General features: G+C 67.5%; 25 protein-coding genes and 1 pseudogene. 5 read left to right on the top strand and 21 right to left on the bottom strand.

The genetic code is table 11. From position 1 onward, the window contains the following. Positions 1-5: 5 nt before the first annotated feature. From AC1Q6V_RS29495 to ndk, 4 genes are read right to left on the bottom strand one after another with little or no spacing between them, the layout of a single operon-like run. Entirely contained in the window at positions 6-971 is a 966-nt protein-coding gene (locus AC1Q6V_RS29495; protein ID WP_010809425.1) for a RodZ domain-containing protein, read from the bottom strand. Next, positions 964-1,743 (bottom strand): type IV pilus biogenesis/stability protein PilW, encoded by a 780-nt coding sequence (gene pilW, locus AC1Q6V_RS29490; RefSeq protein WP_010809424.1) that lies wholly within the window; start codon positions 1,741-1,743, stop codon positions 964-966. Before pilW ends, AC1Q6V_RS29495 begins: the two co-directional genes overlap by 8 nt. Beyond that, positions 1,740-2,894 (bottom strand): dual-specificity RNA methyltransferase RlmN, encoded by a 1,155-nt coding sequence (gene rlmN, locus AC1Q6V_RS29485; RefSeq protein ID WP_010809423.1) that lies wholly within the window; start codon positions 2,892-2,894, stop codon positions 1,740-1,742. The genes pilW and rlmN overlap by 4 nt, the downstream gene beginning before the upstream one ends. A gap of 53 nt (positions 2,895-2,947) precedes the next feature. Further along, a complete protein-coding gene (gene ndk, locus AC1Q6V_RS29480) occupies positions 2,948-3,373 on the bottom strand; it encodes a nucleoside-diphosphate kinase (RefSeq protein WP_010809422.1) in 426 nt (141 codons plus the stop codon). 372 nt (positions 3,374-3,745) lie between these two features. On the opposite strand from ndk, the gene AC1Q6V_RS29475 reads away from it, so the two are divergent. After that, entirely contained in the window at positions 3,746-4,450 is a 705-nt protein-coding gene (locus tag AC1Q6V_RS29475; protein WP_010809421.1) for a Bax inhibitor-1/YccA family protein, read from the top strand. Positions 4,451-4,519: 69 nt separating this feature from the next. On the opposite strand, the gene rlmD is transcribed toward AC1Q6V_RS29475, so the two are convergent. Further along, positions 4,520-5,848 (bottom strand): 23S rRNA (uracil(1939)-C(5))-methyltransferase RlmD, encoded by a 1,329-nt coding sequence (rlmD, locus tag AC1Q6V_RS29470; RefSeq protein WP_041687438.1) that lies wholly within the window; start codon positions 5,846-5,848, stop codon positions 4,520-4,522. A gap of 227 nt (positions 5,849-6,075) precedes the next feature. Here rlmD and AC1Q6V_RS29465 point away from each other — a divergent pair, with 227 nt between their 5' ends. After that, positions 6,076-6,930 (top strand): endonuclease/exonuclease/phosphatase family protein, encoded by an 855-nt coding sequence (locus AC1Q6V_RS29465; protein ID WP_058697187.1) that lies wholly within the window; start codon positions 6,076-6,078, stop codon positions 6,928-6,930. A 30-nt stretch (positions 6,931-6,960) separates the two neighbouring features. Here AC1Q6V_RS29465 and AC1Q6V_RS29460 read toward each other — a convergent pair whose 3' ends face one another. Genes AC1Q6V_RS29460 through surE form a run of 5 tightly spaced genes read right to left on the bottom strand, consistent with a single transcriptional unit; the run spans position 6,961 to position 11,549 of the window. Further along, entirely contained in the window at positions 6,961-7,797 is an 837-nt protein-coding gene (locus AC1Q6V_RS29460) for a 3'-5' exonuclease (RefSeq protein ID WP_058697188.1), read from the bottom strand. Further along, the gene (gene rpoS, locus AC1Q6V_RS29455; protein WP_011615628.1) at positions 7,794-8,972 is read right to left on the bottom strand and encodes an RNA polymerase sigma factor RpoS; all 1,179 of its coding nucleotides are present in this window, start codon (positions 8,970-8,972) and stop codon (positions 7,794-7,796) included. Before rpoS ends, AC1Q6V_RS29460 begins: the two co-directional genes overlap by 4 nt. 6 nt (positions 8,973-8,978) lie before the next feature. After that, the gene (locus AC1Q6V_RS29450; protein WP_058697189.1) at positions 8,979-9,839 is read right to left on the bottom strand and encodes a peptidoglycan DD-metalloendopeptidase family protein; all 861 of its coding nucleotides are present in this window, start codon (positions 9,837-9,839) and stop codon (positions 8,979-8,981) included. A gap of 8 nt (positions 9,840-9,847) precedes the next feature. Beyond that, positions 9,848-10,768: a protein-L-isoaspartate(D-aspartate) O-methyltransferase gene (locus AC1Q6V_RS29445; RefSeq protein WP_058697190.1), complete on the bottom strand. Its 921-nt coding sequence runs from the start codon at positions 10,766-10,768 to the stop codon at positions 9,848-9,850. A gap of 28 nt (positions 10,769-10,796) precedes the next feature. Then, the gene (gene surE / locus AC1Q6V_RS29440; RefSeq protein ID WP_010814245.1) at positions 10,797-11,549 is read right to left on the bottom strand and encodes a 5'/3'-nucleotidase SurE; all 753 of its coding nucleotides are present in this window, start codon (positions 11,547-11,549) and stop codon (positions 10,797-10,799) included. Between the two features lie 207 nt (positions 11,550-11,756). Between surE and AC1Q6V_RS29435 the strand changes: the two genes are divergently transcribed. Beyond that, complete coding sequence (locus tag AC1Q6V_RS29435; protein ID WP_010814246.1) at positions 11,757-12,731, top strand: NADPH:quinone oxidoreductase family protein; 975 nt, start codon at positions 11,757-11,759, stop codon at positions 12,729-12,731. Positions 12,732-12,936: 205 nt separating this feature from the next. Here AC1Q6V_RS29435 and AC1Q6V_RS29430 read toward each other — a convergent pair whose 3' ends face one another. Next, positions 12,937-13,995, bottom strand: a complete 1,059-nt coding sequence (locus AC1Q6V_RS29430; RefSeq protein WP_037024946.1) for a porin — start codon at positions 13,993-13,995, stop codon at positions 12,937-12,939. 220 nt (positions 13,996-14,215) lie between these two features. On the opposite strand from AC1Q6V_RS29430, the gene AC1Q6V_RS29425 reads away from it, so the two are divergent. Beyond that, a complete protein-coding gene (locus AC1Q6V_RS29425) occupies positions 14,216-14,890 on the top strand; it encodes a response regulator (protein ID WP_010814248.1) in 675 nt (224 codons plus the stop codon). Continuing rightward, positions 14,887-16,305, top strand: a complete 1,419-nt coding sequence (locus AC1Q6V_RS29420; RefSeq protein ID WP_010814249.1) for a sensor histidine kinase — start codon at positions 14,887-14,889, stop codon at positions 16,303-16,305. Before AC1Q6V_RS29425 ends, AC1Q6V_RS29420 begins: the two co-directional genes overlap by 4 nt. Positions 16,306-16,383: 78 nt before the next feature. Here the strand turns inward: AC1Q6V_RS29420 and AC1Q6V_RS29415 are convergent, their stop codons facing one another. The 10 genes and pseudogenes from AC1Q6V_RS29415 to AC1Q6V_RS29370 form a co-directional block, all read right to left on the bottom strand. After that, positions 16,384-17,175 carry an ABC transporter permease gene (locus tag AC1Q6V_RS29415; protein ID WP_010814250.1) on the bottom strand — a complete coding sequence of 264 codons (792 nt, stop codon included), beginning with the start codon at positions 17,173-17,175 and terminating at the stop codon, positions 16,384-16,386. 30 nt (positions 17,176-17,205) lie between these two features. Continuing rightward, positions 17,206-18,018 carry an ABC transporter ATP-binding protein gene (locus tag AC1Q6V_RS29410; protein WP_010814251.1) on the bottom strand — a complete coding sequence of 271 codons (813 nt, stop codon included), beginning with the start codon at positions 18,016-18,018 and terminating at the stop codon, positions 17,206-17,208. A gap of 133 nt (positions 18,019-18,151) precedes the next feature. After that, positions 18,152-19,195 (bottom strand): ABC transporter substrate-binding protein, encoded by a 1,044-nt coding sequence (locus tag AC1Q6V_RS29405; RefSeq protein ID WP_010814252.1) that lies wholly within the window; start codon positions 19,193-19,195, stop codon positions 18,152-18,154. A gap of 180 nt (positions 19,196-19,375) precedes the next feature. Next, on the bottom strand, positions 19,376-20,392 hold the full coding sequence (locus tag AC1Q6V_RS29400; RefSeq protein WP_011615631.1) for a Bug family tripartite tricarboxylate transporter substrate binding protein: 1,017 nt from the start codon (positions 20,390-20,392) through the stop codon (positions 19,376-19,378). A gap of 48 nt (positions 20,393-20,440) precedes the next feature. Beyond that, positions 20,441-21,409 (bottom strand): hydroxymethylglutaryl-CoA lyase, encoded by a 969-nt coding sequence (locus tag AC1Q6V_RS29395; protein ID WP_010814254.1) that lies wholly within the window; start codon positions 21,407-21,409, stop codon positions 20,441-20,443. After that, positions 21,406-22,602, bottom strand: coding sequence for a CaiB/BaiF CoA transferase family protein (locus AC1Q6V_RS29390; RefSeq protein WP_010814255.1), 1,197 nt, complete (start codon positions 22,600-22,602; stop codon positions 21,406-21,408). The genes AC1Q6V_RS29395 and AC1Q6V_RS29390 overlap by 4 nt, the downstream gene beginning before the upstream one ends. 178 nt (positions 22,603-22,780) lie before the next feature. Beyond that, on the bottom strand, positions 22,781-23,686 hold the full coding sequence (locus AC1Q6V_RS29385; protein WP_010814256.1) for a LysR family transcriptional regulator: 906 nt from the start codon (positions 23,684-23,686) through the stop codon (positions 22,781-22,783). Positions 23,687-23,762: 76 nt separating this feature from the next. Next, positions 23,763-24,377, bottom strand: a complete 615-nt coding sequence (gene recR, locus AC1Q6V_RS29380; protein WP_010814257.1) for a recombination mediator RecR — start codon at positions 24,375-24,377, stop codon at positions 23,763-23,765. An 8-nt stretch (positions 24,378-24,385) separates the two neighbouring features. After that, entirely contained in the window at positions 24,386-24,718 is a 333-nt protein-coding gene (locus AC1Q6V_RS29375) for a YbaB/EbfC family nucleoid-associated protein (protein WP_010814258.1), read from the bottom strand. A gap of 70 nt (positions 24,719-24,788) precedes the next feature. Continuing rightward, a pseudogene (locus AC1Q6V_RS29370) lies at positions 24,789-25,580 on the bottom strand (DNA polymerase III subunit gamma/tau); the annotation flags it as partial. Positions 25,581-25,724 lie beyond the last annotated feature (144 nt).

Raw genomic sequence — 25,724 nt, 5'->3', positions numbered from 1 at the left:
CCGCGTCAGGGCAGCGTCAGGCGCGCCACGTTGTTGCGGTTGGCTGCCTTCAGGTCGACCGGCGTGCCATTGCGCGTCAGCGACTCGACGCCCTTGACGTTGCCGATCACCACCTTGTACGGGGCCGTGCCGCCACCGGCCACGGTCTGGCCAGCCTTGGCGGTACCGCCCATGACGATCTTGCCGCTATTGTCCCGGATCTCATACCAGGTATCGGCGGCAAAGCGGATCTGCAGTTCGCCCTCTCCTGCTGGCGCAGCCGGTGCCGCGGCAGCTGCAGGCGCGGAAGCGGCTGCGGGCGCCAGCGCGGCCACGGGGGCCGCGGCGGCACTGGCCGGAGCGGTTTCGGCAGACGGCGCCGGCGAATCGCTGGCGGCCATGACCGGCGGCAGCACCGCCGTCACGGTGCCGGCTTCCGTGCTCTGGATCACGGCAGGCGCTTCAGCCGTTACGGTCTCGGCAGCGCTGCTGCGCGCATCGATCCATGCGCGGATATGGTCAAGCCCGAACCAGCCGCCCGCGGCCACCAGCACGGCCACCAGCGCCAGCCAGACCCAGCGGCCGCCGTTGCCGCCCGAGCGGAAGCGGTTGCGGTCGTCGAAGGCCGCATTGATGCCACCTTCGCGCTGCCGGGCAATTTCCGCCACCTGCGCCACCGGGCGCGGCTGGAAGCGTGCCAGCAGCGGGTCGATGTCGACGTGCAGCATGCGCGCATAGGCACGCATCACGCCCTTGGCGAAGGTCACATCGGGCAGTGCCTGCAGGTTGCCGGCCTCGATCGCGCGCAGCTTGCCTGCAGCCACCTTCAGGCGCGCGCTGACGTCTTCCACCGACATGCGCTGCGCCTCGCGCTCGCGCGCCAGCGCTGCGCCGATCTCGCGTGCGGCAGCTTCGCGTTCTCCTTCGTGCGCGCCCCCGCCGACTTGTTGCGTCGGTACGGCCTGGCCTGCGGCGCGGTCGTGCTCACTCATCCCATGCTCCTTGTTCGTAGGCGGTCAACTCACGCGAGTCGGGGAAGCGGCTGCGCAGTTGCGCCCCAAGCGCATCCTGCGTGCGGCTGTCGCCCTGACGGTGGGCAATGCGCGCTCCCAGCCAGAGGGATTGCGCATTGACATATTGGCTGTTGTTGACGCGCTGGATATATTGCCGGGCCTGCGCGAAGTCGCCGCGCCGGTAGAAGACCAGCGCGAGGTTGGTGTTGGCCACCGGGTTGTTGCGGTCGTAGCCGAGCGCGGCCTTCAGGTTCTTTTCCGCTTCGGCGCTGTGGCCCTGGCGCAGTTCGCACGCGCCCAGGCTGATCAGCGGCTTGGCGGGGCCGCCTGCTGACGGCGCCGCCATCGCGCGCTGCAGCATCGGCACGGCCTCGCCGTAGCGCCCTTCCTGGCACAGGAACCAGCCGTAGTTGTTGAGCAGGTCGCCGTCGTTGGCACGCATCGACACCGCCGTGCGGAAGCTGTCGTCGGCCAGCGTGCGCTCATTCATGTTCATGTAGATCAGCGCGCGCACATGGTAGGCATCGGCAAGCGCCGGATCGATGGCAATGGCCTGCTTGATCTCGTCAAGGGCGACCGCGTTCTGGCCGGCCTCCAGATAGTTGGTGGCGAGCTGCAGCCGGATGCCGGCACGGCGCCTTGCATCGGTCTGGTCGGAAGCGGTCTGGGGATCCTGCGCCGGCGCATGCGGCAGCTGGCAGCCGGACAACATCAGCAGCCCCAGCAGGGCCGCAGCGATCAGACGGATCATGCAGGGCGAACCTCCCGAGGCTGGCCGGAAGCAGCGACCGGCACCAGTGGCGTGATCTTGCCGAACTTGCCGCGCTCGGCCAGGCGCGTGCGGTCCTTCACCTCACCGGCAAGCTGGCCGCAGGCGGCGTCGATATCGTCGCCGCGGGTCTTGCGGATGGTGGTCACGATCCCTGCGTCCATCAGCACCTGCGCAAAGCGCCGGATCTGATCGTTGTTGGAGCGTTTCAGGCCCGATTCGGGGAAGGGATTGAACGGGATCAGGTTGAACTTGCACGGCACGTCGGCCACAAGCTTCAGCAGTTCCCGCGCATGCTCGACGCCGTCGTTGACGCCGTCCAGCATGCAGTATTCGAAAGTAATGAAATCGCGCGGCGCGAATTCCAGGTAGCGGCGGCATGCCGCCATCAGTTCGGCCAGCGGGTACTTCTTGTTCAGCGGCACCAGCACGTCGCGCAAGGCGTCATTGGACGCGTGCAGCGACACGGCGAGAGCCACCGGGAGATCCTTGGACAGCCGGTCCATCATCGGCACCACGCCGGAGGTGGACAGCGTCACGCGGCGGCGCGACAGGCCGTAGGCGTTGTCGTCGAGCATCAGGCGCATGGCCGGCACGACAGCATCGTAGTTCAGCAGCGGCTCGCCCATGCCCATCATCACCACGTTGGAGATGACGCGGTCGTCCTTGGGGCCGCGGCCCAGTTGTTCGCGCATGGCGAACTCCGCCATCCACAGCTGGCCGATGATTTCACCGGTGCTGAGGTTGCGCGAGAAGCCTTGCTTGCCGGTGGAACAGAAGCGGCAGTTGACGGCGCACCCTGCCTGCGAGGAAACGCACAGCGTGCCGCGCGTTTCCTCGGGGATGTAGACCGTTTCCACCGCGTTGCCCTGGCCCACGTCGAGCAGCCACTTGCGCGTGCCGTCGGCCGACAGGTGGTCGGTAATGGCGGCAGGCGCGCGGATCTCGGCCCGCGTCGCGAGCTTTTCGCGCAGCGACTTGGCGAGATCCGACATGGCGTCGAAGCGGCTGGCACCGTAGTGGTGGATCCAGCGTTGCAGTTGCCGCGCACGGAACGGCTTCTCGCCGAGCTCGCCGCAATAAGCGGTGAGCGCGTCCGCGTCGAGGTCGAGCAGGTTGACGAGAGCGTTCATGACGGCAAACTCAGCTTCGGTGTCAGTCTAGTCCTGGCAGCAGCGCCGGACAATCAGCGGCTGTAGACGTTCATGCCCGGGAAGAAGAACGACACTTCCACGGCAGCCGTTTCAGCGGCGTCCGAGCCGTGCACGGCGTTGGCGTCGATGCTGTCGGCGAAATCGGCGCGGATGGTGCCCTTCTCGGCCTTCTTCGGGTCGGTGGCGCCCATCAGGTCACGGTTCTTGGCGATGGCGTTCTCGCCTTCCAGGGCCTGGATCATGACCGGGCCGGAAACCATGAAATCCACCAGGTCCTTGAAGAACGGACGCTCCTTGTGGACAGCGTAGAACTGCTCGGCTTCGCCGCGCGACAGGTGCACCATCTTGGCAGCAACGATCTTCAGGCCGGCGGCCTCGAAACGGGCGTAGATCTGGCCAATGACATTCTTGGCCACGGCATCCGGCTTGATAATCGACAGGGTGCGTTCGATCGCCATGAAAAACTCCGAAAAATGAAGGGGTTACAAATGGATTAAACATGCGATTCTAGCACGAAGACTATGACCCTTTCGAGGGTCTTCCCTGCTCTGGCGTGTGTCGGGCCGCCCTTGCCGCACAACCGGTCGTAAAGTGCATCAATGAGCACATTACAACCTTGTCATGCCAGGAACACGCCGCCCCGGCTAACATCCAATGTGAGCGGCACCGAACGGCGCAAAGCATGCAATAGGTGACTCATGGGTTACCTCGCCCTTGCAATTTAGCCCCCCAGGTGCCACATTGACGATGGTTCCGTCCGGGTTCCATACGAATCTTCGCATCCGAAGCCTCGCAGCCCGGCGCCTCACCGTTTTGAGACAGGAGTCACCATGGATAACAAGCTGAACACCTACGGTTTCGGCAACAGTGCGTCGACCGTCACTGACGTCGTCGTTCGCAACCGGGTCTTGCGCAACACTTACTGGCTGCTGGCCCTCTCGATGATCCCCACCGTGCTCGGCGCGTGGATCGGCGTGGCCACCGGCTTCAGCTTCATGGCGGGCAACCCGTTCCTGTCGCTGATCCTGTTCCTGGGCATTGCGTTCGGGTTCTTCTACGGTATCGAGAAGACCAAGAACAGCAGCATGGGCGTGGTCCTGCTGCTGGCCTTCACGTTCTTCATGGGGCTAATGCTGTCGCGGCTGATCGGCGTGACGCTGCAGTTCTCCAACGGGCCGGCGCTGATCATGTATGCCTTTGGCGGCACGGCGGCGGTATTCGGCGCAATGGCGACCATCGCCACGGTCAGCAAGCGTGATTTCTCCGGCCTGGGCAAGTTCCTGTTCGTCGGCGTGATCCTGCTGATCCTGGCCAGCGTCGCCAATATCTGGCTGCAGCTGCCCTCGCTGATGATCACGGTGTCGGTGATCGCCATCGGTATCTTCTCGGCGTACATCCTGTTCGATGTGCAGCGCGTGGTAAACGGCGGCGAGACCAACTACATCACCGCCACGCTGGCAATCTACCTGGACGTGTACAATGTCTTCGTCAACCTGCTGGCGCTGCTGGGCATCTTCGGCGGCAGCCGCGAGTGACGGCAACCTCCCCTGCAGCATGAAAAAACCGGCCTGATGGCCGGTTTTTCTTTGGTGCGACTTGCGCGATCAGCCGCGCTCGAACACCGCGATCGACTCCACGTGCGAGGTGTGCGGGAACATGTTGACCACGCCCGCGCCGGCGAGCCGGTAGCCCGCCCCGTGCACCAGCAGGCCGGCGTCGCGCGCCAGCGTGGCTGGGCTGCACGAGACGTAGACGATGCGCTGCGGCAGCACGTTGCTGCCCTGCTGCGCCAGTTCGCCCAGCGCCTTGCACACGGCCAGCGCGCCTTCGCGCGGCGGATCGACCAGCCAGCGGTCAAAGCGGCCCAGCGCGGCAATGTCCTCGGCCGTGACCTCGAACAGGTTGCGGCATGCAAACTCGGTCCTGGCCGCCAGCCCGTTGTATTCGGCGTTGGCCAGCGCACGCGTGGTCAGCGCCTCGCTGCCTTCGATGCCCATCACCGACTTGCCCTGCGTGGCCAGCGGCAGCGTGAAGTTGCCGATGCCGCAGAACAGGTCGAGCAGGCGGTCCTGCGGCTGCGCGTCCAGCAAGCGCAGCGCGCGGCCGATCAGCACGCGGTTGATCTGGTGATTCACCTGGGTGAAATCGGTCGGCTTGAACGGCATGCGGATGCCGAATTCCGGCAGCGTATAGGCCAGCTCGGCATCGGCCGGGTAGAACGGGTAGACCGTATCCGGGCCCTTGGGCTGCAGCCAGAACTGCACCTTGTGCTGGTCGGCGAAGGCGCGCAGCAGGTCCTTGTCGGCATCGGTCAGCGGCTCCAGGATGCGCAGCACCAGCGCGGTGACTTCCTGCCCCACGGCCAGCTCGATCTGCGGCATGCGGTCGCGGATCGACAGGCCGCCGACCAGCTCGCGCAGCGGCACCAGCATGGCCGACACGTGCGGCGGCAGGATCTCGCAACGGGTCATGTCGGCCACATAGCTGCTCTTGCGCTCATGGAAGCCGACCAGCACCCCACCCTTCTTGGCCACATGGCGCACAGTCAGCCGCGCGCGGTAGCGATAGCCCCAGTCCGGCCCGGCGATGGGACGGAACACCACGTCGGGCTTCACCTTGGACAGGTGCCACAGGTTGTCTTCCAGCACGCGCTGCTTGATCGCCAGCTGGGCACGCGAATCGAGATGCTGCATCGAGCACCCGCCGCAGACCCCGAAATGCTGGCAGCCGGGCTTCACGCGCATCACCGATTCCTGCCGGACCTCGACCAGGTGGGCCTGCTCGTAGCTGGGCTTGCGGCGAAAGCTGCGGTAGCTGACGGTCTCGCCGGGCAGCGCGCCTTCGACGAAGATCACCTTGCCGGGCGTGCCGTCCTCATTCAGCAGGCGGCCAACGCCGCGGGCCTCCATGTCGAGGCTGTCGATCGACACCACGGGATCGGCCGCGGGGGCGCCAGCGTCGGCGCGGACACGGGACTCTTTTGCGACGGGAGCAGCACCTTGATCGGCAACAGCGGCCGGGGCTGCCGGCGTTTCTTGTGGGGAGGACACGGCTTGGGACACCAGACGAAACCTGACGTATTGTTTTGTGAAAGCGGGATTGTATGCCAGACCAGGCCGGCATCGGCGGCTGCTTCCCGGCGACGTGACGGAGACGGCAAATGGAACTGATTTCCTGGAATATCCAATGGGGTCGCGGCGCCGACGGGCATGTCGACCTGGGCCGGCAGGTCGACACCTTGCGCGGCATTGCCGATGCCGACGTCATCTGCCTGCAGGAGGTCACGCGCGGCTTCGGTGAACTGCGTGGCAGCCCGGGGGAAGACCAGGTGACGGAGCTGACTGCCCTGCTGCCCGGCTACCACCTGCTCTACGCGCCTGGTGTCGACCGGCGCACCGCCACCGGAGGACGCAAGCAGTTCGGCAACCTCATCGCCACGCGCCTGCCGGTGCGCGAAGTCTTCCGCCACGCCCTGCCCTGGCCGGCGGACCCGCAGGTGGCCTCGATGCCGCGCGTGGCGCTGGAAGCCTCGGTCGAAGTCAGCACCCGGCGGCTGCGCGTGATCTGCACGCACCTGGAGTATTACTCATCACACCAGCGCGCCGCCCAGGCCGAAGCCTTGCGCACCTGGCACGCCGAAGCCTGCGACCATGCGCGCCGCCCAGGCCGCAGCGAGAAATGGCCGGGCCCGTTCACGCCGGAGCCGCGCCCGGCCGAGGCCGTCCTGTGCGGCGACTTCAATAGCAAGCCTGACGATATCGCCTACCGCCGTGTGCTCGAGCCCTTTGACGATGCCACGCCGCCCTGGCGCGATGCCTGGCTGCACACACACCCAGGCCAGCCGCATGCGCCGACCTGCGCCCTGTACGACAAGGAGCAATGGCCGGAGCCGCCGTTCGCCTGCGATTTCATGTTCGTGACCGAGAATCTCGCCGGGCGGATCCGGCGCTGCGAGGTCGATGCCGATACGGCCAACTCGGACCACCAGCCGATCCTGCTGTCGCTGGATTTGTGAATTCGTGTCGGCGGCGCGTCGCCGCCGTGCTCAGTCGAGGTCTTCGGCTTCGGGCGTGAGACGCTGCAGCCGGAATGCCTGCAGGTATTCCATCCACTGCTCGCCGGGCAGCTCGGCCAATGACTCCTGGACGAACTCCATCTCGATGTCGAACTCGCGCGGCGACATGCCGCCGCGCATCAGCTGGAAGCGGCAGTACATCAGGTAGGTGTTGACGACGTCGGTCTCGCAATAGGCGCGGATCTCGTCGAGCTGGCCGGCCTGGAACGCCTGCCAGACCTTGCTGCCGTCCATCCCCATCTTGCCCGGAAAGCCGCACAGCTTGGCCAGGTCATCCAGCGGCGCGCTGGCGCGGGGCTGGTACATGGCCAGCAGGTCCATCAGGTCCAGGTGCCGCATGTGGTAGCGGCTGATGTAGTTGTTCCACTTGAAGTCGCGGCTGTCGTCGTCGCGGCCCTCGCCCATCTCCCAGTAGCGCGGCGCGGTGACGCCGTTGACCAGGCCGCGATAATGCAGCACCGGCAGGTCAAAGCCGCCGCCGTTCCATGAAACCAGTTGCGGGCTGTAGCGCGCGATCAGTTCATAGAACTTCTGGATCAGCGTGGCCTCGCCGTCTTCCGGCGTGCCGAGCGAGCCGACGTGGAACACCGCCGAGCCGTCGCGGTGCGTGCGGCGCAGCACGCAGGAAATCGCGGCGATGCGCTGCAGGTAGTGCGGGAGAAAATCGCTGCCGGTCTTTTCGCGGCGGGCGGCAAACGCATGCTCGGCGACTTCGGCGTCGCTCATCGCATCGGGATGGTCATGCAAACGGCGCAGGCCGGCAACATCGGGAATGGTCTCGATGTCGAATACCAGCACAGGGGTCATAGAACAGCGTCCTTCCTGACACCTTGCGAAGCGAAATGCCGCTTGAGCTTGACCAGCGCCTCCTGCTGGATCTGGCGCACGCGCTCGCGCGTGAGGCCCATTTCCTCGGCCAGCTCTTCCAGCGTGGCGGGCTCGATATGGTTGAGGCCGAAGCGGCGCTCCACCACATAGCGATGCTTTTCCGACAGGCGCGCCAGCCAGAGCTTCATCAGCCCTTCCAGCTCGCGGTGCGCCACCTCCTGGTCGGGGGCGGCGTTGTGCTCGTCGGAGAGGAAATCCAGGAGGCTCGAGCCGGGATCGAGATCGAACGGCGTATCGAGCGAGGTGGTATGTTCGTTGAGTGCCAGGACGTCCTGCACTTCGTCCGGCGTCTTGCCCAGCAGGTGGGCGATGTCTTCAAGGCTGGCGTCGCGCCCGTCGGTGCCGCCCTTCTCCAGATGGCGCTTGGCGCGCAGCACCTGGTTGAGTTCGCGGATCACGTGGACCGGCAGGCGGACCGTGCGCGCCTGGTTCATGATGGCGCGCTCGATGCTCTGGCGGATCCACCAGGTCGCGTACGTCGAGAAGCGGAAACCGCGCGACGGATCGAATTTTTCAATCGCGTGCATCAGGCCGAGATTGCCTTCCTCGATCAGGTCGAGCAGCGGCACGCCGCGATTGAGGTAGCCCTTGGCGATACTGACCACCAGCCGCAGGTTGCGCTCGATCATGACCTGGCGCGCGGCAAAGTCGCCGTCCTTGGCCAGCGTGGAAAAATGCAGCTCTTCCGGGGCCGACAGCAGCGGCTTGATGCTGATGCGGTTCAGGTAGTGCTGGACGGTGTCCGCGGCCAGCTCGGTATGCAGCACGGTGCGGAAATCATCATGCTCGGGGGCGGCACTGTCGGTGCCATTTTCCGCGCTCTCTTCTTCCTCGTCTTCCGACTCGTCCTCATCGTCGTCGCGCACGATGCGCTCACTGTCGTCGGCAAGCAGGTCGGCCTCGCGCAGGCCCACCGAAGTGGACGTGGCGATGGGCTCGTCGGTCACAGGAATCAGTTCGGCGGCGAGATCAGGCTCGAAGCCTTCAGCATCGGCGCGCGCGTCGGGATGTGCCACACCAGCCTTCACTTCCGGCTGCTTGGGACGGCGAGCCCTGCTTACGGTTCCGGAGGAGACAGTTTTCTGGCGTGGCATGAACCCTCACTGTGGCGGCAGGTACCGCATCGGATCAACCGGTTTTCCGTTCTTGCGGACTTCGAAGTGAAGCTTTACCCGGTCGGTATCGCTGTTGCCCATCTCCGCAATCTTCTGGCCTTTTCGGACCGCGGATTGCTCAGCCACGAGCACCTTGTCGTTGTGCCCGTAAGCAGTAAGAAATGTCTCGTTGTGTTTGATGATGACAAGATTCCCGTAGCCGCGCAAGGGGCCAACGTGAATCACCCGACCATCGTCCGCGGCCAGCACCGCATCGCCCTTCTTACCCGCAATATCGATGCCTTTATTACCCTTGTCGTCGAACTTCCCGACCGTCTGGCCGGTTGCCGGCCAGGCCAGCTTCATCGAGCCATCGGTGACCGGCGCGGCGGCCGCGGCGGGCGCGGCGGGCGTTGCCGCAGGCGCCGAAGCGGCCGCGGCCGGAGGCACCGGCGTGGCGGCCGGGCGGGCCTGGTCGATCGGCTGCGCCTGCACCGTGCCCGGCGCCACCGGCATGGTGGCCACGCCGGGCGCAGTGTTGACGTCGGCACCCGGCGGCACGATGCGCAGCAGCTGGCCGACCTCGATCTGGTTCACATTGGTCAGGTTGTTCCACGTTGCCACATCGCGATACGACTGGCCGTTCTCCAGCGCGATTCGGTAAAGGGTATCGCCTCGCTTGACCCGATAGTATCCGGGGGGTGCCGGTTCCAGCGTCGCGGCCGTGGTACCGGAAGTGGAGGTACGGTCAACCACAGGTGCCGGCATCGGCGAATTGGCGCAGGCGGCCAGCAGGGCCGTCAGCGCCGAGGCCGCAAAAAGTTGTCCGGCGCGTGCGAAATATTGCGATTTCACGATGTTGTGCATAGTTCGACTCAGATGGTGCCCGATTTTAAGGGCACAAAGAAAACGGCTTCAAGCGCGGTTCTGTGAAATCGATGGCGGTTGCGCCGCTCGATCAGCAACAGCTGCTGCGTGACGGTCTGGCCTGGCACGCCCGCCGGCGGCATCACCGCCACCGGGGCGATCAGGCGCCCCCCGATGGCCAGCTGCTCCAGCAGCGCCTCGGGCACCTCCATGCCGGCCGCGGCCAGGATGATGGCCGAAAACGGCGCCGCCTGGGGCAGCCCCAGCATGCCGTCGCCGTAGTGCAGGCGCAGGTTGGGCACGCGCAGCGGCCGCAGGTTGGCCTTGGCCTGCTCGTGCAGCGGGCGGATGCGCTCGATCGAGAAGACCTCGCGCGCGACCTGGCTCAGCACCGCAGCCTGGTAGCCGCAGCCGGTGCCGATCTCGAGCACGCGCTCCAGCGGCGCGTCGGCGGCCAGGCCCTCGCGCAGCAGCTCGATCATGCGCGCCACCACCGACGGCTTGGAAATGGTCTGCTGGTGGCCGATCGGCAGCGCGGCGTCCTCATACGCCTGCGATGCCAGTCCCGGCTCGACGAACAGGTGGCGCGGCACGGTGGCAATGGCCGACAGCACGCGCTCGTCGCGGATGCCCGCGGCACGCAGCCGCGCCGCCAGCGCCGCGCGCGCGCGCGCCGAGGCCATGCCGCCGCCGCCCGCGGTGGCCGCCGAGGCGCGTTGCTCGACCGCGCTTGCAGGCACCGGCGCGGGCGCCGGTGCGGCGGTGCGCGGCAGGCGCGGCTTGGCCTGCTTGGCTGGCGCCGGTGTGGGCGCGGCCGGCCGCGGCGTGCCCACGGCAGGCAAGCCGGCGGTGCGGGCCGGTGCGGGCTTGCGCTCGACTACCGCGTCGAGCGGCAGCGGAAACTTGTTGCGAGGGGGCGTGGTGCTCATCGGGGGCGCGACACTGCGGATCGGTGGCCTACTTCAACCACTGGTCGAGCGCGTCGAGCTGCCCGCGGTGCGTCAGGTCGAGCTGCAACGGCGTGAGCGAAACATAGCCCGCCGCAGCTGCATGGAAATCGGTACCCTCGCTGGCATCGCGCGCATCGCCCGCCGGACCGATCCAGTAGTTGGTGTCGCCGCGCGGATTGACCTGCGTGATCACCGGCTGCGACGGATGGCGCTTGCCCAGGCGCGTGGCACGGTAGCCCTTGATATGTTCGAACGGCAGGTTCGGGATATTGACGTTGAGCAGGAACGGCTCGGCCGGCGGCGTGCCGATGATGCGCTCCACCACGGTGCGCGCCACGCGTGCCGCGGCGTCCAGGTGCTCCCAGCCCTTGTCCACCTGCGAGAAGGCGACCGACGGAATGCCCAGCAGGTAGCCCTCGATGGCGGCGGCGACGGTGCCGGAGTACAGCACGTCTTCGCCCATGTTCTGTCCCTGGTTGATGCCGGACACCACCAGGTCGGGTTTCTCTTCCAGCAGGCCCGTCAGTGCGATATGCACGCAGTCGGTCGGTGTTCCGTTGACGAAGCGAAAACCTTTTTGCACGCCTTCGCGCGCTTCGTAGATCGACAGCGGCCGCTGCAGGGTCAGGGAGTTGGAGGCACCGCTATGGTTCTGCTCCGGCGCGATGACCGTGATCCGGCCCAGCGGCGCGAGCGCGGCATGCAAAACGGCCAGTCCCGGCGCGAGATAACCGTCGTCGTTGGCGAGAAGGATATGCATGGCGCGATTGTACCTGAGCGCGCGCGCGCAAGCGGCCCGTGCGCCGCCCTGAAAGCACGTTTCTGGCGCTGTATGCAGCCCGCAAATAACCACCTCCATAGCTTGGACATGGAACAGAACGACCGTGCTATTTCTACGCTACACTTGCCCTGCCCGCCCGCATAAGCTTGACTGGCGTGAAATGCCACCAACATCACCGGAGACAAGATGAAAGCCGTACTGTGCAAAGCCTGGGGCCCGCCCGATTCGCTGACCATCGAAACCCTGCCTGACCTGGTGCCGGCCAAGGGCGAAGTGGTCATCGACGTCAAGGCGGCCGCCGTCAACTTCCCGGATGTGCTCATCATCCAGAACAAATACCAGGCCAAGCCTGCCCTGCCGTTCAGCCCGGGCTCGGAGCTGGCCGGCGTGGTCAATGCGGTCGGCGAAGGCGTCACCCACGTCAAGCCCGGCGACAAGGTGATCGCCTACCTGGGCAACGGCGCGTTCGCCAGCCAGGCCAAGGCGCCTGCGGCGTCGGTGGTGCCGATGCCGCCCGGCATCGACTTCGAGACCGCGGCGGCGTTCACGCTGACCTACGGCACCTCACACCACGCGGTCATCGACCGGGGCGAGCTGAAGGCCGGCCAGACCATGCTGGTGCTGGGCGCGGCCGGCGGCGTGGGCCTGGCGGCGATCGAGATCGGCAAGGCCATCGGCGCGCGCGTGATCGCCGCCGCCTCGACCGACGAGAAGCTGGCGGTGTGCAAGGAGCACGGCGCCGACGCGCTGATCAACTACAGCACCGAGGACCTGCGCGAACGCATCAAGGCGCTGACCGATGGCAAGGGTCCGGACGTGATCTATGACCCGGTGGGCGGCATCTATGCCGAACCGGCCTTCCGTTCGATCGGCTGGCGCGGCCGCTACCTGGTAGTGGGTTTTGCCAACGGCGAGATCCCCAAGCTGCCGCTGAACCTGGCGCTGCTCAAGGGCGCCTCGCTGGTGGGCGTGTTCTGGGGCGACTTCGTGCGGCGCGAGCCCAAGGCCAACCAGGCCAATATGGCGCAGATGCTGGGCTGGATGAAGGAAGGCAAGATCCGCCCGCATATCTCGGCGCGCTATCCGCTGGAGCAGGCTCCGCAGGCGCTCAAGGACATGGAAGCGCGCAAGGTCACCGGCAAGATCGTGATCGTGCCCTGAGCGGCACGCACGCCGGCGGCGCGCCCTGCCCGCCGGTAAAAGAAGGGCGCAAGGCGTGCGGCTACGCCCTGCGCCCGGCTGAGGCAACGCACCTCAAGCTGCCAGCCGCCCTCGATGGCGCACACCCATGCGCCAGGCGGCCGGCAGTTCCCAACAGGCCGATGAGGCCATTCCGGCCATTCAGGCCATTCAGGCCGCCCCTTCCTCAGAAGCGGTGCTGCAGGCCGGCCATGACGCCGGTCTGGTTATTGGCGAAGCCGACCAGGTCGCGCGAGACGCTGACGTTCTGCCCGTTGCGCGCATCAGCATAGCCCACCGACAGGTAGGCCAGCGTGCGCTTGGACAGCGCGTACTGGCCGCGCAGCGAGAACAGGATCGGGTCGGCGTTGTTGCCGCCCTTGATGTTCTGCTTGTAGACCGCGCCGTACAGCGTGAAGGCCGGCGTGAAGTCATAGCTGGCGCCGCCCCAGTACATGTCGCTGCGGTCCGTCGCCGCGCCGGTGGTGAAGGTGCGCTTGTAGTTGCGGTAGCCGGCAAACAGCTTCAGGTCGCCGAAGTCATAGCTGGCGCCGGCATGGATGCCCTGGATGTAGTCGGTGCTGTCGGCCGGCGTGGTGCTGCTGCCGGCGCCGTTCTGGCGGTCCCAGGTGGCGGCCGCGGCAAACTTGCCGGCGCTGTAGCCCACCCCCAGCGCGTACTTGGACGAGCTCTTGAAGTCCCCCGCCACCTCGCCCATGGCCACGGTGGCGCCCAGCTTCAGGCCGCCGAAGCTGCCGTCATAGCGGACCGCGTTCGAGGCGCGCGAGAACAGGCCGTCCTTGCGGCCGCCGGTGGCGGTCGACGAAGTAGCCCACGAATAGGCCGGCGCGTAGCCCATCGGGTCGAACGGCAGCATGAAGTCGTAGGTCGTGGTAAAGGTGCGGCCCAGCACCACCTGGCCGTAGCGGCTTGCCAGGCCCACCGTGGCACGGCGATCGAACAGCGTGTTGTCGGTGTCCAGCCTGCCGGTGTCGATGGCGATGCCGCTTTCCAGGGCGAAGATCGCCTTCAGGCCGCCGCCCAGGTCTTCGCTGCCGCGGATGCCCCAGCGCGAGGTGTTCTTGCCGCCCGAGGTCAGCTTGACCGCCGAGCCGTCCGGACCCGCGTGGCTGACATATTCGATGCCGGCGTCCACCAGGCCATACATGGTCACGCTCGATTGGGCGGATGCCGATCCGGCCGCAGCCAGACCCATCGCTGCGAATGCCATTGCCCTACGCTTCATGCTATCTCCTTGCTTGTGCTTGTTGTGTGAATCATTAGCCGGCCGGATGGTAGGGGACGCGCACTTTCAGTTCGCTTTCGGAATGCAGGCTTTTCGCGGGCACGGCGCCGCTGCGGGATTGGGGGTTTCCCTAGCTTCTAAGCCGGCGCACTTCCCTGTATCTGTCTGGCCTCGGCCGTTCCGGCCGGATTTCCGTATTGCCGCCTGACTGCCCTGCCCCATGCGTATCCTGCTTGCCGAAGACAACGTGATGCTGGCCAATTCCCTGAGCCAGGCCCTGGGCCAGGCCGGCTTCACGGTCGACTGCATGCACGACGGCCGCAGCGCCGACAACCTGCTCAGCACGCAGGACTACGCGCTGCTGATCCTGGACCTGGGCCTGCCCGGACTGGACGGCCTGGAAGTGCTGCGCCGCCTGCGCCAGCGCCGCAACCCGCTGCCGGTGCTGATCCTGACCGCGCACGGCTCGGTCGAAGACCGCGTGCGCGGCCTGGACCTGGGCGCCGACGACTACCTGGCCAAGCCCTTCGACCTGTCCGAACTGGAAGCGCGCGCCCGCGCGCTGATCCGCCGTGCCCACGGGCATGAGAGCACGCAGATCGCCTGCGGCCCGCTGCACTACGACAGCGTCAGCCGTGCCGTCCTGCTGCACGGCGAGCTGCTGCCGCTGACCGGGCGCGAACGCGCCGTGCTCGAGGTGCTGCTGCTGCGCGATGGGCGCGCGGTGAACAAGGCGGCGCTGTCGGAGAAGATCTTCGGCATCGACGAATCGGTCAACCCGGATGCAATCGAGATCTACGTGCACCGGCTGCGCAAGAAGCTCGACGGCAGCGGCGTGGCCATCGTCACGCTGCGCGGGCTGGGCTATCTGCTCGAAGCGCGGCCGGCGGCATGAGGCTTCCACGACAGGCGCCCAGCCTGCGCCTGCAGCTGTCGCTATGGCTGCTGCTGCCGCTGATGGCCCTGCTCGCCTTCGATGCGTGGCTGACCTATGAGCGCGCCATGTCTGCCGCGCATATCGCCTTCGACCGCACGCTGGAGGCGTCGCTGCGCGCAATGCGCGAAGGCATCCGCCTGCGCGAGGGGCGGCTCCAGGTCGACGTGCCAAACCTCGCGCTGGAACTCTTCGACGACCAAGCCGGCCCGCGCATCTTCTACCGCATCCGCGACGAGGACGGCGCAACCGTGACCGGCTACGACGACCTGCCGATGCCGGCCGAGGCGCCGCTGCGGCTGTACCGCACCGAGTTCTACGACACTGTCTTCCGCGAGCACCCGCTGCGCATGGCGGCCCAGGCGCTGCCGGTGCACGACGTGGGCTCGGCACGCACGCGCCTGGTGTGGGTGCTGGTGGGCGAAACCATCGAGCCGCGCCAGCTGCTGGCGCGCGACATCCTGATCGGCTCGCTGCTGCAGGAGCTGATGCTGGTGACGCTGGCGCTGGGCATCGTCTGGCTCGGCGTGCGGCGCGGGCTGCGGCCGCTGAACCGGCTCTCCGACACGGTGGCGCGACGCGGCACGCAGCTCGACCCGATCGAGCAGAAGGACCTGCCCGCCGAGATGAAGCCGCTGGTGCAGGCGCTGAACCAGTACATGGACCGGCTCCACGGCATGGTGCAGGCGCGCAAGCGCTTCTTTGCCGATGCTGCGCACCAGCTCAAGACGCCGCTGGCGATCATCCAGGCGCAGTCCGAGCTGGCGCTGCGCGAGCGCGACGCTGAACGCGTGCGCGAGCATATGCGGCTGCTGCACGGCACCGTGCGCCATGCCTCCAAGGGGGTACAGCAGCTGCTGTCGCTGTCGCGGCTGGAGCCTGATGCGGGCTATATGCCCACGCTCGGGCCGCTGCGGCTCGATGCGCTGGCGCAAGGCGTGGCACTGGACTGGGCGCCGGTGGCGCGTGGCAGCGAGGTCGACCTGGGCTTCGAGCAGGAAGGGTCGGTGGAGGTCGCCGGGCAGGCGGAGCTGCTGCAGGAGCTGACGGGCAATCTGATCGACAACGCGATCCGCTATGCGGGGCGCGGTGCGGTGGTCACGGTGCGCGTGGCGCTGCACGGCGGCGTGCCGCGGCTGCAGGTGATCGACAACGGCCCCGGCATTGCTCCGGCAGAGCGCGATGCGGTGTTCCGGCGCTTCTATCGCGGCGAGAGCGGACAGTCCGTGGAAGGGACCGGGCTGGGGCTGTCGATCGTGCGCGAGATCGCGCGGCTGCATGGTGCAGCGGTGGAGCTTGCGGATACGCCCGGAGGCGGGCTAACGGTGTCTGTAAACTTCAGCGCTGCCGGCCACAAACCCGAGACTTGCTCTTGACCGCTTGGGCGCCCCCTCTCCCGCAAGCGGGAGAGGGGGCAAACCGCCGGCCAGCAACGCTTACCGGCAAGTCCTGCATCAAAGCTTCTCCGTCTCCCCGCTCTTCGGCTGCCACTTCATCAGCCGCTTCTCACCCATGCCGACCATCCAGTCCAGCACCAGCGCAAACGCCGTCAGCACCACGATGCCGGCAAACACGGTATTGATGTCGAAGGTGCCTTCGGCCTGCAGGATCAGGTAGCCCACGCCGCGCGCCGAGCCCAGGTATTCGCCCACCACCGCGCCCACGAAGGCCAGGCCCACCGAGGTATGCAGCGACGAGAACACCCAGCTGGTGGCGCTGGGCAGGTAGACATGGCGCAGCAGCTGCTTCTGGTTGGCGCCCAGCATGCGCGCGTTGGCCAGCACCACCGGGCTCACTTCCTTGACGCCCTGGTAGACGTTGAAGAAGACGATGAAGAACACCAGCGTCACCGCCAGCGCCACCTTCGACCAGATGCCCAGGCCGAACCAGACCGCGAAGATCGGTGCCAGGATCACGCGCGGCATCGAGTTCATGGCCTTGACGTAGGGGTCGAGGATGGCCGAGGTCATCGGGCTCAGCGCCAGCCACAGGCCCACGCCCAGCCCCGCCACCGTGCCGATGCCGAAGGCCAGCACGGTTTCGATCAGCGTCACGCCCAGGTGCAGGTAGATATCGCGCTCGACGATAAACCAGCTCCAGATGCGCTGCGCCACCATCAGCGGTTCGCCGAAGAAAAAGGCAACCTGCTGCGAGCGCGTGGCCATATGCCACACGCCGAGGATCACCACCAGGACGAGCAGCTGCCAGACGCGCAACATGCCCTTGGAATCAGTACGGAATGCCATCGGGATTCAGGTCTTGTTAGGTTGGAGGGCTCACGCCACCTTGCGCTGCTGGGCGTAGCCCTTGAGCACTTCCTCGCGCAGCACGTCCCAGATCGCGGCGTGCAGCTCGACAAAACGCGGATGGTTGCGGATCTCGGCCACGTCGCGCGGGCGCGGCAGGTCGATCTCGAACTCGCCGATCGGGTGTGTGCCGGGGCCGGCCGACAGCACCACCACACGGTCGCTCATGGCAATGGCCTCGTCCAGGTCGTGGGTGATGAAGAGCACGGCCTTGCGCTTGGCGGCCCACAGCTCCAGCACCTCGTTCTCCATCAGCTGGCGGGTCTGGATATCCAGCGCCGAGAACGGTTCGTCCATCAGGATGATGTCCGGGTCCAGCACCAGCGTCTGCGCCAGCGCAACACGCTTGCGCATGCCGCCCGAGAGCTGGTGCGGATAGCGGTCGCCAAAGCCGCCCAGGCCCACGCGGCGCAGCCATTCCTCGCCCTGCTGCACGGCCTCGGCGCGCGCCACGCCGCGGAACTCCAGGCCGGCGACGACGTTGTCCAGCGCGCTGCGCCAGGGCATCAGCGCCTCGGTCTGGAACATATAGCCGGCGCGGCGGTTGATGCCGCGCAGGGGCTCGCCGAACACGCGAATCTCGCCGCTGGAGGGTTCCAGCAGGCCGGCGCCGACGTTGAGCAGCGTGGATTTGCCGCAGCCGGTGGGGCCGACCACGGAGACGAATTCGCCGGGCTGGATCGACAGCGTGACGTCCTGGACCGCGGTATAGCGCTGGCTGCGGTCATCGCGCGAGACAAAAGTGCAGGTGACCTTGTCGAGGGAAAGTGCGGGAGTGCTCATGGTGAACCGTCTCGGTCCCGCCGTGGCGGCGCCGGGGGGCGCGGCGCGGGCGGGTGATGATGGATTGGCCGTCAAGGATTCAAAGCAAAGGCCCGCTGCGGACAGCGGGCCGATGGCATCGACGGCGAGGGTCTTACTTGTACTTGGCGTTGGCCTTCTGCACGAAGGCGTTGGTGTAGGTCTCTTCCAGCTTGACCGGCTTGCCCTTGAGCTCGGCGTCGAACTGGCTCAGCGCGTTGAACGCGGTGCGCGGGCCGTCGGCCGGCATGGTGCCGTCCGGCGAGATCGCTTCCTTGACCTTTTCCCACGCGGCCAGGTACAGCGCGCGGTCACCCAGCAGGTAGCTTTCCGGCACAGTCTTGACGATGTCCGACGGGCCCGCCTTCTGCAGCCACTTGAGCGCGCGCACCATGGCATTGGTCAGCGCCTGCGTGGTGTTGGGGTTCTGCTGGATAAACGCCTGCGACGCATACAGGCAGCCCGACGGCATGTTGCCGCCGAACACGGCCTGGGTGTCCTTGAGCGTGCGGGTGTCCGAGGCGATGCGCACTTCGTTCTTCTGCGTCAGCATCGAGATCACCGGGTCCAGGTTGGCCATCGCATCGATCTGGCCCGAGCGCATCGCTGCCACCGCACCGGCGCTGGCGCCCACGCCGATGAACGACACGTCCGAAGGCTTCAGCCCGGACTTGGCCAGCACGAAGTTGGCCATCATGTTGGTCGACGAACCCGGCGCGGTCACGCCGATCTTCTTGCCCTTCAGGTCGGCGATCGACTTGAAGTTGGGCATGGTCTTGTTCGACACCACCAGCACGATCTGCGGGGCGCGGCCCTGCAGCACGAATTCCTGGTAGCGCTGGCCCTTGGCCTGCAGGTTGATGGTGTGCTCGTAGGCGCCCGAGACCACGTCGGCGCTGCCGCCCACCACGGCCTGCAGCGCCTTGGCACCGCCGGCGAAGTCGACGATCTCGACGTCCAGCCCTTCTTCCTTGAAGTAGCCGAGGCGCTCGGCAATGGTCAGCGGCAGGTAATAGAACAGGTTCTTGCCGCCCACCGCGATGGTGACCTTGGTCTTCTCGGGCTTGCCCTGTGCCTGCGCCTGGCCGAAGGTGAACCAGCCGGCCAGGAACAGCGCCAGCGCGATCAGGAATTGCTTCCAGAATTTCTTGTTATACATGCGAGATCTCCTACCCGTGTGGACTGGCGCTGCGGCGACATGCGCTCGAAGGGGGCGCGCCGCGGTGCGGCAAATTGCGATGCTACCGGACGGTGCGATGCACCGCATCGGTATCAACACCTAGCAAACCCGCCAGCATAACGCCCTTACCTTTCGATCACCTTGCCGCAGCCCGCGCCATCATTCCGCGTGGATGTCGGCGGACTTGATCACCTTGCCCCAGCGCGCGAGTTCCGCCTTCTGGTACTGACCCAGCTGCTGCGGGTTCATGTACTTGGCCTCGGCGCCCAGGTCCTCGGCCTTCTTGCGGAAGGCTTCGGTGCGCATGATCTTGTCGATTTCGCCAGTCAGCTTGTCGATCACCGGCTTGGGCGTGCCTGCCGGTGCGTACATCGCGAACCACGACGACACGTCCAGGTCGGGGTAGCCGGCCTCGGGCGCCGACGGCACGTCCTTCAGGCTGGGCAGGCGGGTCTTGCTGGTCACCACCAGCGGACGCAGCTTGCCGGCGGCGATATGGGCCATCAGCGGCGGCGGCGTGGTGATGGTCAGGTCCACCGAGCCGCCCAGCAGGTCGGTCATGGCCGGACCGGTACCCTTGTAGGGCACGTGCGTGATTTTCGTGCCGGCCATCTGGTTCAGCAGCTCGGTCGAGACGTGCTGCAGCGAGCCGTTGCCCGACGAGGCGTAGTTGAGCTTGTCCGGATTGGCCTTGGCGTAGGCCACCAGTTCCTTCAGCGACTTGACCGGCAGGCTCGGGCGCACCACCAGCACCTGCGGCGCCGACAGGATGTTGGCCACCGGCGCAAAGTCCTTGACCGGGTCCCACGACAGGTTCTTGACCAGCAGCGGCGTGATCACGTGGAAGCCCGAGTACTGCAGCATCAGCGTGTAGCCGTCCGGCTTGGCCCGCGCCACCAGTTGCGCGGCGATGCTGCCGTTGCCGCCGGGACGGTTGTCCACCACCACCGGCTGGCCGAGCGCCTTGGACAGCGGTTCCGCAATCATGCGCGCCGCGATGTCGGTGGTGCCACCGGCCGCGGCCGATACCACCAGCGTCACCGGACGGGCGGGATAGGTACCGTCCTGCGCCAGGGCGACGGGCGCGAACCATGCCGCACCGAGTGCCGCCAGCGTGGCGGCTACGGCCTTGCGCCGTGCGGGCATGGCGGACTTGCGTTGAAGGGCTTGCTTCATGAGGGTCTCCGTTATCTGTTGGATGTGTTGTTCTTGTCTGGGTGCCGGCTATGCCTGCCCGGCGAAATGCTCCGCCATCCAGGCCGGCGGCTGGTGCGTGCGCAGGCGCGGGCCGGCGCTCAGCAGCTGGCTGTGGAGGTCGCGCCCGACCAGCGCCGGCATGCCGGCCACCACCTCGAGCAGCGCGCCCAGGTCGACGCCGGTCTTGACGCCCATGCAGTCGAACATGTGGACCAGGTCTTCGGTGCTGACGTTGCCACTGGCACCGGGGGCGTAAGGGCAGCCACCCAGGCCGCCGGCGGCCGCGTCGAAGCGCGTCACGCCGGTCTGCCAGGCAGCCAGGGCATTGGCCAGGCCCATGCCGCGGGTGTTGTGCAGGTGGATGGTCAGGCCGGTATCGGGCAGCGCGGCCTGGAAGGCCTCGCACAGCGCCGCGACCTGGTCCGGGTAGGCCATGCCGGTGGTGTCGCACAGCGTGATGCCGTCCGCGCCGGCCTCGGCGAAGCGGGTGGCCAGTGCCATCACCGCGGCGCTGTCGACCTCGCCCTCGAAGGGACAGCCGAACACGGTCGACAGCGAAATATTGACCGGCACTCCGGCGCCGCGCGCCGCCTCGATCATCGCCAGCAATTGCGCTTGCGACTGCTCGCGCGTCATGCGCAGGTTGGCGCGGTTGTGGGTCTCGCTGGCCGACATCACCAGGTTGACCTCGTCCGGCCGGCACGACAGCGCACGCTCCAGCCCGCGCAGATTGGGCACCAGCGCGGTGTAGCGAACGCCCGGGTGGCGCCGCATGCGGTGCATCAGTGCCTCGGCGTCGGCCAGCGCCGGGATGGCGCGGGCCGAGGTGAACGAGGTGGCTTCGATGCGGGCAAAGCCGCAGGCCGACAGCGCGTCGAGAAAGGCGACCTTGGCATCGGTCGGCACCACCACCGGCTCGATCTGCAGGCCGTCGCGCGGCGCGACTTCGTTGATCTCGACGCGGGCGGGACCGCTCAGTTTGGTGGCGGCGCTCATGCGATCACCTTGCGCGCACGCAGGTCGGCGATGGCGGCGTCGTCGAAGCCTGCCTGCTTCAGCACCGTATCGGTATGCTCGCCGAGCGTCGGCGCGCGGTCATGGATCTCGCCGGGGCTGGCCGACAGCTTGGGCACCACGCCCGGCACTTCCACCGTGAGCCCGCCGGCCGAGGTCACCGACTCGATCACGCCGCGGGCGCGGTAGTGCGGGTCTTCGGCAATGTCCTTGACGGTATAGATGCGGCCCGACGGCACCTGCGCGTCGCGCAGCAGCGCCAGCGCCGAGTCCACCGTCTGCGTGCGGGTCCAGTCGGCGATGGCGGCATCGATCTCGTCGACGCGCTTCACGCGGCCATCGTTCTGCGCCAGCGACGGATCGTCGGCCAGGTCGGGCCGGCCGATGGCCAGCATCATGCGCTTGAAGATGGCGTCGCCATTGGCCGCCACCAGCACGTATTCGCCGCTGGCACAGGGGTACGCGTTGGACGGCGCGATCCCCGGCAGCGCGCCGCCGGCGGGCTGGCGCACCGCGCCAAAGGCCGAGTATTCCGGCAGCAGACTTTCGCTCAGGTTGAACAGCGACTCGTACAGCGCCACGTCGATGACCTGGCCTTCGCCGCCGCGCGCGTCGCGCTGGTACAGCGCCAGCAGCACGCCCATGGCGCCGTGCAGGCCGGCGATGGTGTCGCCCAGCGACAGGCCGGCGCGCACCGGCGCGCGGCCGGGCTCGCCGGTCAGGTGGCGCAGGCCGGCCATGGCTTCGGCCACCGCGGCAAAGCCGGGCTCATCCTTCTTCGGCCCGGTCTGGCCATAGCCCGACACGCGCAGCATGATCAGGCGCGGGTTGTCGGCATGCAGCACGTCCCAGCCCAGGCCCCACTTCTCCATGGTGCCGGGGCGGAAGTTCTCGATCAGCACGTCGGCCTCGGCGGCCAGCTTGCGCACCAGTGCCTGGCCTTCCGGCTGGCGCAGGTCGATGCAGATCGACTCCTTGTTGCGCGACTGCGCCTCCCACCAGACCGAGGTGCCTTCATGCAGCATGCGCCATTTGCGCAGCGGGTCGCCCTGCCCCGGCGGCTCCACCTTGATGATGTGGGCGCCAAAGTCGGCCAGGGTCTTGGCGGCAAAGGGGCCGGCGATGAGTTGTCCGAGTTCGAGGACGCGAATGCCCTCGAGGATCTGTTGCGCCATGGGGTGTCTCCGTGCGATGCGGTGTCTTGTTGCAGTGCGGCAAGCCCAATGACTGGCTTGTCATACATTGCGTTCGAACGGAGTGTGCCCCAGCAGGGGGCCTGCCAGGAATCGGCAATCGGAGAAGCGGGCTTTCTCGGAACGCGAAAGGCTGCGGAGCCGCCTCAGCGCGGGCGCGTCAGAACGGCGCCCGGTCCCCGCACAGGTGGGTGATCAGCAGACGGGCCGAGACTGTCAGCCCGGCCGGGTCGCGCAGCCCGATCAGCAGCGAGCGGCGCGCCCAGGCGTCTTGCAGCGACACCAGCGACAGCCCCATCGACTTGACGTGCGGCTCGGCAGCGATGCGCGGCAGCACGCCCACGCCCAGGCCGGCCATCACCATGCGGCACATGGCATCGAAGCTGCGCACCTGGATGCGCAGCCGGAACGGCCGGTCGAGCCGGCTGCTCTCCTCGAGCAGGCGTGCGGCCAGCGAGGTTTCCTGCGGCAGGCTGACGAAGTCGAATTCCAGCGTATCGGCATAGTGCACCGGGCCGCGCGCGGCCAGCGGATGGTTGGGCGGCGTGATGATGACCAGCTCGTCCTGCCGGTACTCGATCGTCATCAGCCCGGCCGCGGGGGTGCGGTCGGCAAAGATGCCCACGTCGGCACGGTTCTCGACCAGCGCGGCGACGATATCGCGGCTGTTCTGCTCTTCCAGCTCGATGCGGATGGTGGGATGACGCTGCATGAACGACGCCAGGTCGTCGGGCAGGAACTGCGTGATCGCCGAGGTGTTGGCGCACACCCGCACCTGCCCGCGCACGCCCGAGGCGTAGTCCGACATCACGCCGGCCATGCGTTCGACGTCCTGCAGGATGGTCAGCGCATGGTGGAAGCAGGCCTGGCCGGCCTCGGTCAGCTGCACGCCGGCGGCATGGCGGAAGAACAGCGGCGCGCCGACCGCGGTTTCCAGGTCGGAGATGCGCTTGCTGGCGGCGGCCACGGCCAGGTGCGACTGGCGCGCGCCGGCCGAGATGCTGCCCTGCCGGGCCACGGCGACGAACAAGCCAAGCGTGACGAGATCGAAGCGGGCCAGGTTCATGGGAGAGGCAGGCGACTGAAGAAGGCGGAAGAACGCGGTGACCGGCGCGCGGGCAATCGGCCCCGCGCGATCGTGCTCAGAGGTTGCGGCGGTCCATCACCGCACGCGCGATGGTGCCGGCATCGACGTACTCCAGCTCGCCGCCCACCGGCACGCCGCGCGCCAGGCGCGACACCTTGAGGCCGCGCGCCTTGAGCATTTCGCCGATGTAGTGCGCGGTGGCCTCGCCTTCGCTGGTGAAGTTGGTGGCGACGATGACTTCGCCGACCGGGCCGCCCAGCTCGGGCTCGGTGGCGCGCGCGAGCAGCCGGTCAAGATGGATCTCGCGCGGGCCGATGCCGTCCAGCGGCGAGAGCCGGCCCATCAGCACGAAGTACTTGCCGCGGTAGGTCAGGGTCTGCTCGATCATGACCTGGTCGGCCGGGGTTTCCACCACGCACAGCACCGAGGCGTCGCGGCGGTCGTCCAGGCAGGTCTCGCAGATCTCCTGCTCGGTGAAGGTATTGCAGCGCTGGCAATGGCGGATATGGTCCGCCGCGCCGCGCAGCGCATCGCCCAGCTTGCGCGCGCCCTCGCGGTCGTGCTGCAGCAGGTGGTAGGCCATGCGCTGGGCGGACTTGGGCCCGACGCCGGGCAGCACCCGCAGCGCTTCGACCAGTGCCTGCAGCGAGGTCGGGGACGATGCCTTCACAGTGGCGTTCAGAACGGCAGCTTGAAGCCCGGGGGCAGCGGCAGGCCCGAGGTCATCGAGCCCATCTTTTCCTGGGAGGTGGCTTCGGCCTTGCGCACGGCGTCATTGAAGGCGGCGGCGACCAGGTCTTCCAGCAGGTCCTTGTCTTCGCCCTCGGCCAGCAGGCTGGGGTCGATGGTGACGCGCTTGACGTCGTTCTTGCAGGTCATGACCACCTTGACGAGACCGGCGCCGGACTGGCCCTCGACCTCGATCTGGGCCAGCTGCTCCTGCATCTTCTTCATGTTTTCCTGCATCTGCTGGGCTTGCTTCATCAGCCCGGCGAGTTGACCTTTCATCATGATGGAATGCTCCTGGATTCGGTAAGAAATTCGGTGAAGTAAGTTCGGTAAAGCAAACGCAGGCCGCGGATCAGGCGGCGCGCGGCTGGATCGAGCCCGGCACGATCTGGCCGCCAAAATCGCGCAGCAGGCCCTGGACAAAGGGATCGGCCTCGATCACGGCCTCGGCTTGGCGCTGGCGCTCGGCGCGCGCCTCGGCATCGGCGGCCGCGGCTGTGATGGAAACCCCGCCGACTTCGCAGACCACGCGCACCGGCTCGCCGAAGTGGTCGCACAGCGCCTGCTGCAGCCGCTCGGACACGCCATTCTCGCCCAGGGCCGCGACCGGGATGCGCAGGTGGAAGGTACGTCCGACCACCTGGGTCAGTTCGCTCTGGTAGGCCAGCTGCTGCGCCAGGCCCTTCAAGGGCAGGCCGGCGGCCAGCACCGGCCATTCGCCGGTGAAGGCCGGCGGGGTGCCATCCTCGCCCGCTGCTGGCGGGCGCGGGGCGACGAACTTGGCGGACTCTGCCGGCGCCGCGGCTGGCTGCACCGGAGCGGTCTCGCGCGCCGGCTCGGCCTCGCGCGCGGGCGCCCGGCGCGGCCCGGCGGCACGCGCTGCCGGTTCGTTGAAACCGTTGTCGCGGTAGCCAGGATCGCTGTCATAGGGGCCGATGACCGGCAGGTCAGGCGGCAGCTCTTCCCACGGCGGCACGTCGCTGCCACCCGCCAGCTCCCAGGGCGGCACGGATTCCGGCTCCGCCTGGCGCGCGGCGGGCCGTGCCGGCGCTGCCGGCGACTGCATGGGCGCCTTCGCAACCGGTGCCGGCGGCCGGCTCACGGCTGCCGCGCCGGGCGCGCGCAAGGGTTGGGCCCTGTCTCTTATCCACATCTGACGCTGCCGACGACATTAGTGCGGTGTAGATCTCGGTGGTCGCCGTATCATTAAAAAGGGGGGGGGGGGGGGGGGGGGGGGGGGGGGGGGGGGGGGGGGGGGGGGGGGGGGGGGGGGGGGGGGGGGGGGGGG

It is taken from the genome of Cupriavidus sp. GW823-FHT07B10 (assembly GCF_058794355.1).
The sequence above is the reverse complement of the archived record's forward strand: the minus strand, read 5'-3'. Positions and strand labels throughout refer to the sequence as shown.